The organism is Nostoc sp. JL33 (genome assembly GCF_017114985.1).
GTDB lineage: Bacteria > Cyanobacteriota > Cyanobacteriia > Cyanobacteriales > Nostocaceae > Nostoc.
The window spans coordinates 30,140-43,122 of sequence record NZ_JABXKP010000043.1; the positions used below are offsets into that span (position 1 = coordinate 30,140).

A 12,983-nucleotide genomic window follows, 5' to 3' on the forward strand; every position below is an offset into this window, starting at 1 on the left:
GTAGTTTTGTATTTAACGTTATATTATTTCTCGATTAAAAATTAAGTAAGTTTTTCTAAAAAATAAAACTTTGTAGTAAATGTTTTAGCACTAAAGCACTTACTACAAGCTAATCAAAGAGCTTTACTTTTATTTGTATAGTTCAGTTGATTTGCGCCTTAAATCTCTGCTGGTAAAGGTTGCCAAACTTCCCCATAATTATCCCGTAAAGCTTGCCAAGCTTCCACCTGCCCTGGTTCATATTCTCCCGGTTTACCCCATTGCAAAAAGAGGCTTAAAGCAGACTCTTGTTTATCATCTAAAAACCGGATGGCATAGGTTGTAAAGTTACCCCTTTTCGCTTCACCCGTTTCAAATTTCACCTGAATAATTCTGTCCATATTCAAATGAAACTCAAAGCCTTCGGTGTGCATATTCGCGTACTTACCTTTGGGCAATTCTGCATAAAATAACTTTTCTACTTTGCCTCGTGCTTCTAATACAGCCGCGCTGCTAGTAACAATTAAACGCAAAGTTCCTAAATTTTCACAAGCGGCTAAAAATTCTTTTAATGTTGTGGTCATTTGTCATTTGTCCTTTGTCATTTGTTAAACGATGAGTCCTAACTAATGCCCCATGCCCCATGCCCCATGCTTATTTTTCGTATTGTTCATAAGCAGCAACAATGCGCTGAACTAGAGGATGGCGCACGACATCTTTTTGGGAAAATTCGCAAAAGGCAATGCCTTCAACCTGTTTTAAAATTTGTAAAGCCACTCCTAAACCCGATTGTTGGTGAAGTGGCAAATCAGTTTGTGTCATATCGCCTGTAATCACCATCCGCGAACGGAAACCCAAACGAGTCAAAACCATTTTCATCTGAGCGGGTGTAGTATTTTGAGCTTCATCCACAATTACAAAGGCGTTATTGAGGGTGCGTCCCCGCATATAGGCGAGTGGTGCGACTTCAATCACACCGCGTTCCATTAAACTAGGTACTTTTTCTGGGTCGATGAATTCATAAATAGCATCGTAAAGTGGGCGAAGATAGGGATTAACTTTCTGCTGTAAATCTCCAGGCAAAAAACCAAGTTTTTCACCGGCTTCGACAGCAGGGCGAGTTAAAATTAGCTTTTCAAACTGGTTAGCAAGGAGTGCTTGTACGGCGACAACAACGGCGAGATAAGTCTTGCCAGTACCAGCAGGCCCAATGCCAAAGGTAAGATCACGCTTACGGAGTGCATCGATATATTGACGCTGGCGAAAGGTTTTGGCACGGACTTCTTCACCCCGGCGACTCTTGGCGAGGACATCTCGCTGTAAGTCTTGCAGTTCCCCTTGGCGATCGCTATCTATAGCTTGACGTGCTGTTAAAATATCGGCACTGGAAATAGTATTGCCTTTAATCCAGAGGTCTTCAAGGGATCGCACTAATCGAGAAGCCAGATCAATTTGCCCAACGGTACCAGAAATCACTAATTCCTGTCCGCGTAGCACTAAAATAGCTCCTGTTTGCCGAGATAAAATTTTGAGATTTTCTTCTCCATCTCCGGCTAGAGCGATCGCACTGGGAATATTCGGCAGCTGAATTGTTAAGGCACCTGCCATAGTATTTCTTAATTCGTGAGGATCTGTGTTTGACAAAGGTTAATCTTTTCTCGCTAACGGCGAAATTACGCTTTTTTACTTACATTTTGGAAAAATTTTTGCAACAAATTAATCGGCTGTAGGGGCGTACATCTGTACGCCCCTACTGGTGAAGAGTCCAAAAAAAGATCCAAAAATCTTTTTGCTACTTTCCATTTTTACAAAAATTCTGAGCGGAGGTAACTACACCCGCTCAGACTTGCTCTCTAGTTTTGACCTAGCGGAGGCGGGGTTTAACAATGGGTCTAGGCCCATCATTTCCACGCGGTTCTCTTTTAGTGGGCGGTGGCGATCGCTCTTCTGTCTCTTCATCAAAAGACATACCCTCGCGGCCTGGCGTGGTGCTGCCGTAGATATCCAGGTATGTTGATTGCCCAGCTGCGGCTGCGGCTGCGGCAATTACTGTACGAATCGCCTGAATATTGCGTCCCCCTCGACCAAACACTTTTCCTTTATCTGTGCTTTCAAAGGCGATGCGAATCCAAACCCGGTTGAGGGCCTGAGAAATTTCACAATCGACGCTTAAAGTCTCTGGAGATTCCAAAAACGGCTGCACCAAAAACTGAACCAGCCCAAGATAGTTGGGACTAGCTGTTGGGGATATTATTCCAGAATTATGATGGGGCTGTGGCACTGACCTGTTCAAAAACATTGGCTTTTACTAAAATGCGACGGACGGTATCAGTGGGTTGAGCGCCTTGTTGTAGTCGCTTGACGATGCCGGGAACGTCTAGTCGCACTTCATCGGTTCTGGGGTTATAAAATCCTAACTCTTCTAGGGGACGTCCATCGCGGCGAGCGAGGTTATTAATGGCGACAATGCGGTAACTTGCTTCCCGCTTTTTACCGAATCGCTTCAAGCGCAGTTTGATCATGTTGAAGAATCATTCTCCTGTTGTTAGATATTAGTTAGCAACTAGTTGGCGAGGAAGTAACCCAAATCTGGCTGCTGCCGAGAAATTGCGGTTCAGTTTCCTCTGCTGAGAAATTCTCAGGTGGAAATGCTAATTTTAGCACTGCCTAGCATTTGCTGCTATTAGTCCTGTATCGAGATCCCCCCTAGCCCCTCTTAACAAGGGGGGAATAACTTTCTCAAAGTCCTCCAATTTATCGGAGGATTTAAGAGGATCTATCTTGGATACCTCAGCCACTACTTTTAAAACATCTTCTTAGTTAATGACCAATGACTCTTGACTAAAGATTGCCAAAGCCTTTTTTCTTTTTATCTTTGGGTTTTTTCTTTTTCGTGGCTGGGGCACCACCATCATAACCTCGCCATCCTGGGGCTGCGGGACGATTGCCTGCACCTGCAAAGGCATTACCCATACCGCCGCCGCCGAACATTCCCGGCATTCCAGGGAAGCCACCTTGACCCATTTGCTGCATGAGCGATCGCATTTTTTGGAAATCACCCACCAGTTTAGTAACATCTGACTCTCTATACCCGGAGCCAGAAGCAATCCGCCGCCGCCGACTCGGAGAACTGGCTAATAAATCGGGGTCGTGGCGTTCTTGGCGAGTCATGGAGTTAATCATCGCCTCACAGCGCTTCAACTGCGTTTCTCCCTGCTTGAGTTGATCGTCTGAGAGCTTGTTCATCCCTGGAATCATCTTGATCAAACCTCCCAGAGAACCCATGTTCTTCAGCATCCGCAACTGCTTGAGAAAGTCAGTAAAGTCAAACTTCGCTGACAGGATTTTCTCCTGCATTTTCTCAGCATCTGCTAAGTCAAACTCTTCCTGGGCTTTTTCTACCAGGGTGAGAACATCACCCATTCCCAGAATCCGCGATGCCATGCGATCGGGATAAAACGGTTGCAGTGCCTCGACTTTCTCACCCACGCCCACAAACTTAATCGGCGCTCCCGAAATCTTTCGTACCGAAAGCGCTGCACCACCACGGCTATCACCATCCATCTTGGTGAGAATCGCCCCAGTAATTCCGATCTGCTCATGGAAGGTGCGGGTAAGATTGGCTGCCTCTTGACCAGTCATCGCGTCCACCACCAACAGAGTTTCATGGGGTTGGACAGTTGCTTTGATCCGGGCTAATTCCGCCATCATGTCTTCGTCAATTTGCAGGCGACCAGCAGTATCAATAATTACTGTGTTTACACCTTCTGCCCTAGCGCGTTCTACACCTTGCCTTGCAATTTCTACGGGATCAGCGTCGCTCCCTAGTTCAAATACTGGTACGTCAATTTGCTTACCCAACGTCACCAACTGGTCGATCGCGGCTGGGCGATATACGTCTGTCGCCACCAATAAACAGCTACGATCTAATTTTCGCAGATGTAAGGCTAACTTAGCGGTAGCTGTGGTTTTACCAGTACCTTGCAACCCAGCCATTAGCACAATAGTAGGCTGTTCCTGGGCTTCTGCTATGGGAACATTTTCTTCTCCCATCACCTGCACCAGTTCATCGTGAACAATTTTGATAAACTGTTGGTCAGGTCGCACGCCGGTAATCACCTCGGCTCCCTGTGCTTTGGCTTCGACTTCGCTAATAAAATCTTTGACTACCTGGAGATTGACATCTGCTTCCAACAGGGCGCGGCGCACTTCGCGCAAAGCATCTTGAATGTTGGATTGAGAAATTTTGTCCTGTCCCCGCAGTTTTTTCCAGGCGGATTCTAAACGGTCAGATAATGCATCAAACATAATGTAATTACAAGTAGTTCGCTAATGGGGAATTCTAAACCGCCGATGAATGCGTTGGCGTAGCCCGCCGCAGGCATCGCGAATTTCCGCTAAAGTTTTAACGTGCTATCTACCAGCTTAATATTTTTCACCGCGACTGTAGCAACCAGATACCTACCTTTATTAAAGTACAGTAAGGGTAAGAAAGGCTATTGTACAGCGAGAACCTACATCACATATCGCTATGGCTAGCAACACTCTGATCCAACCCACAGAAATCATCCACCTATCGGGTATCAGTTGGCAAACCTATGAAAACTTGCTAACTGAACTTAGTGCTAGTCGCCGCCTCCGGCTTACTTACAATCGAGGTACTCTAGAAATCATGGTTCCTTCACCTGAACATGAAAGTTATAAAAAAATTGTGGGTCGATTTGTCGAAACTCTAGCAGAAGAACTAGAAGTTAGGATTCAGCCCCTTGGTTCTACAACTTTCAAACGTCCAGAACTGAGTGGTGCAGAACCAGATGAATGCTTTTATATTAAAAATATGAAGTTCATTAAGGGCAAAAAAAGAATTAATTTGCAACAAGATCCGCCACCAGATTTGGTAGTGGAAATTGATATTACCAGCAGTTCCAAAAATCGTTTTCAAGTCTATGCTGATATGGGTGTACCAGAAATTTGGCGTTATGATGGCACTATTTTTAGTATAAATATCTTCCGAGATGACAAATATATAGCTGTTGACCAAAGTTTAGCGTTTCCTAATTTGCCTCTAACAGAAATTGCTGATTTTTTACAACAGGTAGAAGAAAAAGATTATTTAGAGTTGGTGAGTGATTTCCGCAACTGGGTTAGAAGTAAGATTGATTGGAATTAATGAGCTAAACGTAATTAAAAATTACAAAATTACTATTATTCCTTAGCACCCAAAAACTTCTCAAATACTCTTAGATAGCTATGACTAGCAACACACTGCTTCAACCCACAGAAATCGTCCACCTATCGGGTATCAGTTGGCAAACATACGAAAACTTGCTCACTGAACTTAGTGCGAGTCGCCGCCTCCGGCTTACTTACAATCGAGGTACTTTAGAAATTATGGTTCCTTCACCTGAACATGAACGATACAAAGAAATGGTGGGTCGATTTGTCGAAACTCTAGCAGAAGAACTAGAAGTTAGAATTGACTGCCTTGGTTCTACTACTTTTAAACGTCCACAGCTTAGTGGTGCAGAACCAGATAAATGCTTTTACATTGGAAATATTAATGTAATAAGAGGCAAAAAAAGAATAGATTTAACGCAAGATCCGCCGCCAGATTTGGTAGTGGAAATTGATATTACTAGCAGTTCTAAGAATCGCTTTGAAGTCTACGCTGATATGGGTGTACCTGAAATTTGGCGATATGATGGTAATGATTTTAGTATTAACGTTTTACAAAATCAGAAATATATATCTGTTGACCGGAGTTTAGCATTTCCCAATCTGCCACTAACAGAGATTTCTAATTTTTTAGAGCAGGTGGAGGAAAAAGATTATTTGGAATTAGTTAAAGAATTTCGTCAATGGGTGAAAAGCCAAATTTAATATAATATCAAAATAGCGAATTAATGATGTAGAAGCATATATGTCGCAGCGAATCAAAGTATACTCGTACTCGATATACCACTCGTCAAATTCATATATTGGTATTGCTCTTGCCGAGAAAGCATTGCGCGGTTTACCTGTTGATATTGAACGACGACCAATCTACATACCGAAGGAGCGAGGTATAAAGGTAGCTGACCTGCAAGGACGAAGTGAAAACGCCCTGTTATCGTCGTATCACAAAGAAGATTGTCTGCGGTGGGCAAAAAAGTACGGCATTGAAATTCGGCTCAAGGAGTATGAAGAATTTGGTAAGTGGGTCAAGCGCTGGGAGAAAATGAAGTTTGGTCGGGAAGAACTGACCGCCAGAGCGTATTACGCTGCTTGTGGAACTGGGAAGGAGCATCTGCTTGATGCCGCGTTCTTTCGAGCAACGTACATTGACCTGCTTGATGTCAACGATGAGTCTGTGATTAAGAAAGTTGCAAATGATGTTGGGCTAAATGGCGATCGCATTCTGGAATTAGTATACAGCGAAGCAGCCAAACAAGCAGCAGTGGCAGCTTTGGCAGAATACGAGCAATTTGCTTGTCCTGGAGTCCCAACCTGGATAGTGGAAAGCGAAAGGTTTTGGGGAAAGGATCGTGTCGATTGGCTCACTGAAAAGGTCAAACAATTAGTAATTCGTAATTCCTAGCCAATTCTTTTTGGAAAAACTCTGCCTCCGGCTTCCCTCTCCTTAGTAAGGAGAGGGATTGAGGGTGAGGTTTGATCTTATGTTTAATTACGCCTACCTACTTAAATTATCATTTTTAACGTAACCATTACCATCCCTTAAATTAACCAAGATAATTTTTATATATTCTTAGTCTTAGTAAATTAGTGCATTTAAAATTATCTATCTCTAGAATAAAAAATTAGTGAGTAATTTCCATAAATATATAGTCCATATTTGGAGAGAATCTTTGATAACGTAGCATTCTAAATTTAAAATAGACCCATCACAAATATTGAGGTGGGAATTTTTCAGGTAATACTTTAGATTTAAAGGTTTTTTTGGTTAATGCTTTTACTTGAAGGGGATAAATGTAGGTGCGAAGATACTTCGATAAAAGTACTTAAAAGTCGGCAAAAAGCCAAGATATTGTGGATAACATTAGGTTTACTTGCTTGTTTTTTTGTTGCTGAGTGGAGTGTGGGTTTGTGGAGTCAAAGTTTATCTCTACAAGCAGATGCAGGACATATATTATCTGATATTACAGCCTTGCTAATATCACTATTTGCAAGTTTCTTAGCACAGCAACCAGCTAAAAGTCAGGCAACATTTGGACATCAGCGTATCGAAGTTTTAGCAGCTTTGTTGAATGGATTAGGTTTGCTGGCGATCGCTACTTTTATCACATGGGAAGCTATTGGGCGCTGGCAACATCCAGCAACAATTTTGGGCTTACCAATGTTAGGAATTGCGGTGTTAGGTTTAATCGTCAATTTACTCAACATTACTTTGCTTCATCCCCACACTCACGACGACCTAAACCTACGGGGGGCTTTGCTTCATGTCATCGCCGATACTGCTAGTTCTGTTGGCGTAATTATAGCTGCTTTAGCAGTTCATCTTTGGGATTGGTGGTGGGCAGATGTCGCTATTAGTTTAGTAGTTGCAATTTTTACTGGTTTAAGTGCTTTCCCCCTAGTCCAAGAAAGCCTGAAGATTTTTTTGGACTATGCACCGGAATCAATTGACCCCATCGAGGTGGAAATATCTCTTAAATCTTTTCCTAGTGTTGTTCAAGTAGAAAAACTTCACATCTGGAAAATTAATTTAAATAAAGTCATGCTTTGTGCCAATTTGACAGTGGAATGTACAACTATCCAAGAACGCGATCGCTTACTCGCTAAGTTGGAAGCTCACCTTCAAAAAAACTTTAATATTGCTGAGATAACTTTACAGCTAACTAGCTCTAGAAAACCTTCATTAATGCCAATTCATCCTTTATTTAACCAAGATATAGTTTTAATGTTGTCTGCGAGTAAAACAAATTAAAACCAAAATAATAGCGAAATATATTGTAATAGTAGTCTGTCAAGCGAAGTTTGAAGGGTAAAGGAACGAACCGCGTACTCCTGCGGAGGACAAGCTACGCGTTAGCGTCTCCCCTTGGGAGAAGGACGCATTCGCGCAGCGTCTCGTCAGAGAAGAGCGCGAAGGAAGAAAAAAGAGAAATAAAGAAAGAAAGAAAGAAAGAAAAGAAATTGAAGATTTTATTTACTCGTCAAGGTTTCCTTGATAGACCAATAGCAAGAATTATTTCTTTGTTTAATGTCCCTATCAAACACCAAACTTTTTGCCTAAAATGAAGATTTAAATATGATGCTTATTAGCATTATTTCGATTATCAAACGGTTATTTACTAGGAGGTTTACTCAATCATGAATTTAATTCCAAAATCTCAAATTGTTTCATTACTGAAACACTACAAACGCACATTAGTTTGGTTCATATCTGGTCTGTTTTTGGCAGTCCTGTTGTTCTTCGGAACATCGAATCAACAACCAGCAACTGCCTCTAACCCTGCCTCTAACCAGAGTCATACCACACCCTCTACTCAGCTAGATGTAACTCCTACGTACTCAGACTTCGGTGCTACTCATCTAGAACCAAATTTTTATCAGTATTAACCGCTAATACTTGCTCAACTAACTTTAAGGCGCACTGAAATGATTTCATTTTTGCGAAAGTACAAGCGATCGCTATCCTTGACTATGGTTGGCTTTCTCTGTACCGTTCTGCTGATATTTGGTAATTCTGTTTTTCAGCCGACTATGGCGGCTGGTAATGGAATTAATGTAATTATCATGATTGGCGATGGTATGGGTTGGAATCTGGCACGGGCCGCAGCCGTTGCCAAAGGTGCCCCTTTTTACACTAGTGGTAAAGGCTTAGGTCTAAGCTTCCAAAAGCTAAGTGGATATGGACTTGTTACCACCTATGGCACAACGATTCAGGGAAATACACCAGAGAAGCCAACAGATCAGCCCCACCTAACAACTAACTCTGCTCTGGATGGGTCTGATACATTCACAGGTGCAAGTCCTGTTCGTCCCAACTTCTCATTCCAGCCTACTCCTTTTAATCCAGGCAATCGACTTGATGGCAACAGTTTGGCAGATGGTAATTTGACAGGTTACGACCCTAGTAAGGGCGGCCCTGTTCCCTGGATTCCTCTGACCCCTGCTAATCCTGGTACATACGACAAAGAGTACATCAAACACAGTTATCCCGACTCTGCTAACACCGCTACGACTCTTTATACGGGCGTAAAGAGCTTTAACAACGCGATGGGTGTAGACATTTACGAGAAAAAGTTGAAAACTATCCTGGAAATTGCCAAAGAAAAAGGTAAGTCTACAGGACTAGTTACTTCCGTACCTATTAGCCACGCAACGCCTGGTGCTGCGGCTTCTTTTGTAAATCGTCGCAGCAAATACGACAGTAAATACGACCCCACCAAGACTAACCAAGACAGTATTCTGCAACAGACATTGCTAAACTTTCAGCCTAATGTCTTGTTGGGTGGCGGTCATCCTAAAGACTTTGACAATAAAAGTAGTACAACTACAGCAGAGGGTATCTTTAACTATACGTATATTACAGAAGACACTTACAAGCATCTCAGTGATAACCCTACGTCCAATCGTTACGGCTATACCTTTTTGGAACGTGGGCCGAATGCAACTCAGACACTGCTAAAGACGGCTGCTAACATCAACCCAAATAAGGGAGGCAAATTATTTGGTCTATACGGTGCGCGTGGGCAAGAAGGCAACCTTCCTACTAGCTCTTCTAAGGGAGACTACAGTCTAACAGGTCTGAACAACGGCTCGCTCTATAGCACCGTTGTTAAGAGTGTAAGTCCCTGTCCATCAGGTCAGATCATTCCTGGTACAGCTGGGGATTGTGTTCCTGTCGTTGACGCAGCAGGGAACCCAATCGCTGGCCCCACACCTGATACTATCCGTCCTCTCGCTCCCGGCGAAACCGATGCTAGCTTTATCGCCAGAGAGATTAACGAAAATCCAACTTTGGCTGATCTGAGCAAAGCAGCTCTAAAGGTTCTAGGTAAAGACAAAGACGGTTTCTGGCTGATGATTGAGGGAGGTGATGTAGACTGGGCTGCTCATGACAACAACATGGATAACCTAATCGGTACCATGAATGATTTTGATAAAGCAGTCCAGGAGGTGATTAGTTGGGTAAACAAGCATGGAGGTTGGAGTAAGAATCTGCTGCTTGTTACTGCTGACCATGACCACTACCTGACTCTGAATAATGACTTTGTTTCAAAGCTAACTCCCAATCCTGATCCTAATAAAGCTAGAGGCTTGAAGTATAACGCTAAGGACATCACCTTCAACAAGCACAACCCTAAAGATGCTGGTCACTTCTGGGGAGCTGATCCAAATTACAAGTACCTCTGGGGTAGCCATAGCCGACGGATTGTACCTGTTTACTACCAGGGTGCTTATTCATCAACTCTGACTCGATCGTTTGGACAAAAGCTCAAGTTCACAGATAGCTCTGGTACTTACAGTGCGCCCGGTGTTCGAGGAGTGGTTGATCAAAGTCATATCTTCCAGGCGATGAAAACTGCGATCGTCAGTCCGTGAAATTAATACACCGCTTCACTAAACACTGACCGAATTTTAAATTTTAGATTTTGGATTTTGGATTAAAAGATTCAAAATCCAAAATCCTTAGAGCAAATGGATTGATCTGTAGGGTCAATCTAAAATCCTTGCATTGTCTGACTGAAAAACTTTGTGTTGCACAGACGTGTGTTCTCACGTCTCTGTTTCATAAAGCTATTTCGGTATTTTTGTATCTGTTCTTTAATCAAGGTAAAAAAATGACTGACTCCATCTTCAACAAGTTAGCAGCTGTAACGCTGGGAACTGCTCTGATTTTTGCGGTAGGGGAAACTATGCCCGTCCAAGCTAAACAACTCACTTATAATTTCTCTAACGAGAATAAAACTCTCACAGGGACTTTTTCCTTTGACCAAGCAGCAGCAGACGATCAACAAGTAACGATCGCAGAAGGCTTAAAGATTTTTGCTACCTACAATCACCAATTCTATACTGAAGCCAATGATCCTTTAGCATCAGTTTTAACCGACTTTTCCGGAACAATTTTGAACCAAGCGGGGTTGGGCTTGAATTTTACACCAAGCACGTTTAATGTCTACCGTGATAGTTTTATCGATCTGAATGATTCGACTGCTACGGGTGTTCAAACCATCACTTACGCAAGTGTCCCAGAGCCAAGTTTTATGCTTGGATTGTCTGTATTTGGGTTGGGTTTGTTCTTGGCCAAAAAGACAGCATCTTCTAGGTCATCAAGCACAAAAGCTTGAACCAAATTATCAAAAATAAACTGTTAGGTGGTTGATTGGCATCTACATATAACAGGGTGGGATTATCCACCCTGCAAATTTTTAATCTAATTTTTAATTAATTTTACATTGTATAAAATAGTTTGATTTATTCTTGCCCACTTACTTATACAGATTGTGCTGTCTGAGTTTGCTGACAATCTACCTATAGGGGTAGATATAGCGAAGCTGTCACCAGGGGCAAGATAGTCTGAAAATATTGCTGTCGTTGGAAGGATAATATTGCCGTGTGCGGATTAAAAATCCGCACACGGTAGAGTGCTTCCTGGCTTATGCATCCAGTTAACATACATTCCTGTTTGGTTGCTATTCGCACGTAATATCTGTCTTGATAACTGTGTCTATCGTTTTATCAGGTTTACTGCTTGTTGCATCTATGCGAATTTTTGCTAATTCCTCCTTTGAGATCCACTCACTAGTAAGAGTCACTCTGTATTCGTCTGTCCGACCGCCACGTTTTGTCTGCTTTAAAAGGTTTGCTTTAATCAACACCTTTAAAGCTTGTTGAGCTTTGCGAACACTCATATCACAAATTTCAGCGGTCTTTTTGAGACTCGCAAAAAAGACCCCTTTTGGTTTACCACCCGTTCGGCGAACCATGTGGGCATAAAGACGAAATTCATAAGGATCTAGTCCGTATTCATCTAAGAAACCGTGAATATAAGCGACTGACGCAGGAGGTTCATTTATTCCAGTTGAAGACTTAGATTTTTCTACGGATAGAGTATTAGAATTTTCAAAGTTTTTTTCTTCAGACAACATATGAATTTAGTACTTTACTCACAAGCATATTATAAACACCCAGCTGCACAAGATGCATATCGTTACTCATGCATCTTGTGCCTTGGCTCTGTTATATACTTCTACAGTGTTATCTTTTTAGGTTATTTTATGCTATGTTATGTCTTAAGGTGTTGTTACTTAATTGGCGTTTCGTTCGCTGCTTCAGTAATTTGGCGCAGTTGTCAAGAGTTGTCAGGTTTGAAATTTCGCGTTATACATAAAGTATCAGCAGCAAAAGAACTTTAGAGCAGTTTTGCAAACTGCTCTAAAGTCAAATTGGAGACAATATGATGAAGTTTTTTTGCTCTCGTCTGCCACCGAGTACATCACCAAAATAAACAACCCAACACTGATTTACGGTCAGCATTGGGCTTCAATTTCACGCTACCACTGATTTGCCGTCGGTGATAGCAGATTTTAATCGACATTAATCAAACAATTGACAATTTTATTATGAAAAAAAATCATGCCTTCAACAAAGGCAAGTTTTTGTTTGCCATTACTAATATAGTAGCGCAAAAATCCTCTAAAGTTTCACCATATGTGGAACTGGAGAACCGTTCTACCAATCCAAAATCAGTCATAACACGCTGGATTGATTGGCAACGCCCTAGCAAAGTTATTTTACCTTTGCTTCTCAGCATTTTGCAGTTTTTACAGCCAAAACCTGTATCAGGATGCGTAGAAACAGTTAGAAGAATAAGGTTTAATGATTTTCAAGTTGAGCAATCAAGCAAAATCTGCCATTATCCGGCTCCTGATTCTAAGACGAAGCACCAATAATCCGAGGTTAGGGACTCTCACGAAAATAAAATATCAGCTAGACAAAGCGTGCTATCCCTGAAAGGCGATACTCAGCTATGAGTCGCTATGTGATCGCAATCCCCA

General features: G+C 42.1%; 14 protein-coding genes. 8 read left to right on the forward strand and 6 right to left on the reverse strand.

Annotation, left to right across the window (positions count from 1 at the left end; all coding sequences use genetic code 11):
• Positions 1-158: 158 nt before the first annotated feature.
• The 5 genes from HWQ23_RS11500 to ffh form a co-directional block, all read right to left on the reverse strand.
• Positions 159-563, reverse strand: a complete 405-nt coding sequence (locus tag HWQ23_RS11500) for a ChuX/HutX family heme-like substrate-binding protein (RefSeq protein WP_292827993.1) — start codon at positions 561-563, stop codon at positions 159-161.
• A 70-nt stretch (positions 564-633) separates the two neighbouring features.
• A complete protein-coding gene (locus HWQ23_RS11505) occupies positions 634-1,587 on the reverse strand; it encodes a PhoH family protein (protein ID WP_292827996.1) in 954 nt (317 codons plus the stop codon).
• Between the two features lie 256 nt (positions 1,588-1,843).
• On the reverse strand, positions 1,844-2,278 hold the full coding sequence (locus HWQ23_RS11510) for a KH domain-containing protein (protein ID WP_292827999.1): 435 nt from the start codon (positions 2,276-2,278) through the stop codon (positions 1,844-1,846).
• Positions 2,241-2,501, reverse strand: coding sequence for a 30S ribosomal protein S16 (gene rpsP, locus HWQ23_RS11515; protein ID WP_292828002.1), 261 nt, complete (start codon positions 2,499-2,501; stop codon positions 2,241-2,243). The genes HWQ23_RS11510 and rpsP overlap by 38 nt, the downstream gene beginning before the upstream one ends.
• A gap of 319 nt (positions 2,502-2,820) precedes the next feature.
• The gene (ffh, locus tag HWQ23_RS11520; protein ID WP_292828006.1) at positions 2,821-4,287 is read right to left on the reverse strand and encodes a signal recognition particle protein; all 1,467 of its coding nucleotides are present in this window, start codon (positions 4,285-4,287) and stop codon (positions 2,821-2,823) included.
• 223 nt (positions 4,288-4,510) lie between these two features.
• On the opposite strand from ffh, the gene HWQ23_RS11525 reads away from it, so the two are divergent.
• The 7 genes from HWQ23_RS11525 to HWQ23_RS11555 all read left to right on the forward strand — a co-directional run bounded on the left by HWQ23_RS11525 (position 4,511) and on the right by HWQ23_RS11555 (position 11,273).
• Positions 4,511-5,149: a Uma2 family endonuclease gene (locus HWQ23_RS11525; protein WP_292828009.1), complete on the forward strand. Its 639-nt coding sequence runs from the start codon at positions 4,511-4,513 to the stop codon at positions 5,147-5,149.
• A gap of 80 nt (positions 5,150-5,229) precedes the next feature.
• Positions 5,230-5,859 carry a Uma2 family endonuclease gene (locus HWQ23_RS11530; RefSeq protein ID WP_292828012.1) on the forward strand — a complete coding sequence of 210 codons (630 nt, stop codon included), beginning with the start codon at positions 5,230-5,232 and terminating at the stop codon, positions 5,857-5,859.
• A 40-nt stretch (positions 5,860-5,899) separates the two neighbouring features.
• Positions 5,900-6,556 (forward strand): DsbA family protein, encoded by a 657-nt coding sequence (locus HWQ23_RS11535; protein ID WP_292828015.1) that lies wholly within the window; start codon positions 5,900-5,902, stop codon positions 6,554-6,556.
• Positions 6,557-6,922: 366 nt separating this feature from the next.
• On the forward strand, positions 6,923-7,903 hold the full coding sequence (locus tag HWQ23_RS11540; RefSeq protein WP_292828017.1) for a cation diffusion facilitator family transporter: 981 nt from the start codon (positions 6,923-6,925) through the stop codon (positions 7,901-7,903).
• Positions 7,904-8,289: 386 nt separating this feature from the next.
• A complete protein-coding gene (locus HWQ23_RS11545) occupies positions 8,290-8,538 on the forward strand; it encodes a hypothetical protein (protein ID WP_292828020.1) in 249 nt (82 codons plus the stop codon).
• A 39-nt stretch (positions 8,539-8,577) separates the two neighbouring features.
• On the forward strand, positions 8,578-10,527 hold the full coding sequence (locus HWQ23_RS11550) for an alkaline phosphatase (protein WP_292828023.1): 1,950 nt from the start codon (positions 8,578-8,580) through the stop codon (positions 10,525-10,527).
• 239 nt (positions 10,528-10,766) lie between these two features.
• Positions 10,767-11,273, forward strand: coding sequence for a PEP-CTERM sorting domain-containing protein (locus HWQ23_RS11555; RefSeq protein WP_292828025.1), 507 nt, complete (start codon positions 10,767-10,769; stop codon positions 11,271-11,273).
• Positions 11,274-11,618: 345 nt separating this feature from the next.
• Here the strand turns inward: HWQ23_RS11555 and HWQ23_RS11560 are convergent, their stop codons facing one another.
• A complete protein-coding gene (locus HWQ23_RS11560) occupies positions 11,619-12,074 on the reverse strand; it encodes a helix-turn-helix domain-containing protein (RefSeq protein ID WP_292828028.1) in 456 nt (151 codons plus the stop codon).
• A 474-nt stretch (positions 12,075-12,548) separates the two neighbouring features.
• Here HWQ23_RS11560 and HWQ23_RS11565 point away from each other — a divergent pair, with 474 nt between their 5' ends.
• Positions 12,549-12,878 carry a hypothetical protein gene (locus HWQ23_RS11565; protein WP_292828031.1) on the forward strand — a complete coding sequence of 110 codons (330 nt, stop codon included), beginning with the start codon at positions 12,549-12,551 and terminating at the stop codon, positions 12,876-12,878.
• Positions 12,879-12,983 lie beyond the last annotated feature (105 nt).

Bases quoted from the DNA above. Each gene is read 5' to 3' on its own strand.
- HWQ23_RS11500 (WP_292827993.1), bottom strand. From the start codon at position 563: ATGACCACAACATTAAAAGAATTTTTAGCCGCTTGTGAAAATTTAGGA.
- HWQ23_RS11505 (WP_292827996.1), bottom strand. From the start codon at position 1,587: ATGGCAGGTGCCTTAACAATTCAGCTGCCGAATATTCCCAGTGCGATC.
- HWQ23_RS11510 (WP_292827999.1), bottom strand. From the start codon at position 2,278: ATGTTTTTGAACAGGTCAGTGCCACAGCCCCATCATAATTCTGGAATA.
- rpsP (WP_292828002.1), bottom strand. From the start codon at position 2,501: ATGATCAAACTGCGCTTGAAGCGATTCGGTAAAAAGCGGGAAGCAAGT.
- ffh (WP_292828006.1), bottom strand. From the start codon at position 4,287: ATGTTTGATGCATTATCTGACCGTTTAGAATCCGCCTGGAAAAAACTG.
- HWQ23_RS11525 (WP_292828009.1), top strand. From the start codon at position 4,511: ATGGCTAGCAACACTCTGATCCAACCCACAGAAATCATCCACCTATCG.
- HWQ23_RS11530 (WP_292828012.1), top strand. From the start codon at position 5,230: ATGACTAGCAACACACTGCTTCAACCCACAGAAATCGTCCACCTATCG.
- HWQ23_RS11535 (WP_292828015.1), top strand. From the start codon at position 5,900: ATGTCGCAGCGAATCAAAGTATACTCGTACTCGATATACCACTCGTCA.
- HWQ23_RS11540 (WP_292828017.1), top strand. From the start codon at position 6,923: ATGCTTTTACTTGAAGGGGATAAATGTAGGTGCGAAGATACTTCGATA.
- HWQ23_RS11545 (WP_292828020.1), top strand. From the start codon at position 8,290: ATGAATTTAATTCCAAAATCTCAAATTGTTTCATTACTGAAACACTAC.
- HWQ23_RS11550 (WP_292828023.1), top strand. From the start codon at position 8,578: ATGATTTCATTTTTGCGAAAGTACAAGCGATCGCTATCCTTGACTATG.
- HWQ23_RS11555 (WP_292828025.1), top strand. From the start codon at position 10,767: ATGACTGACTCCATCTTCAACAAGTTAGCAGCTGTAACGCTGGGAACT.
- HWQ23_RS11560 (WP_292828028.1), bottom strand. From the start codon at position 12,074: ATGTTGTCTGAAGAAAAAAACTTTGAAAATTCTAATACTCTATCCGTA.
- HWQ23_RS11565 (WP_292828031.1), top strand. From the start codon at position 12,549: ATGAAAAAAAATCATGCCTTCAACAAAGGCAAGTTTTTGTTTGCCATT.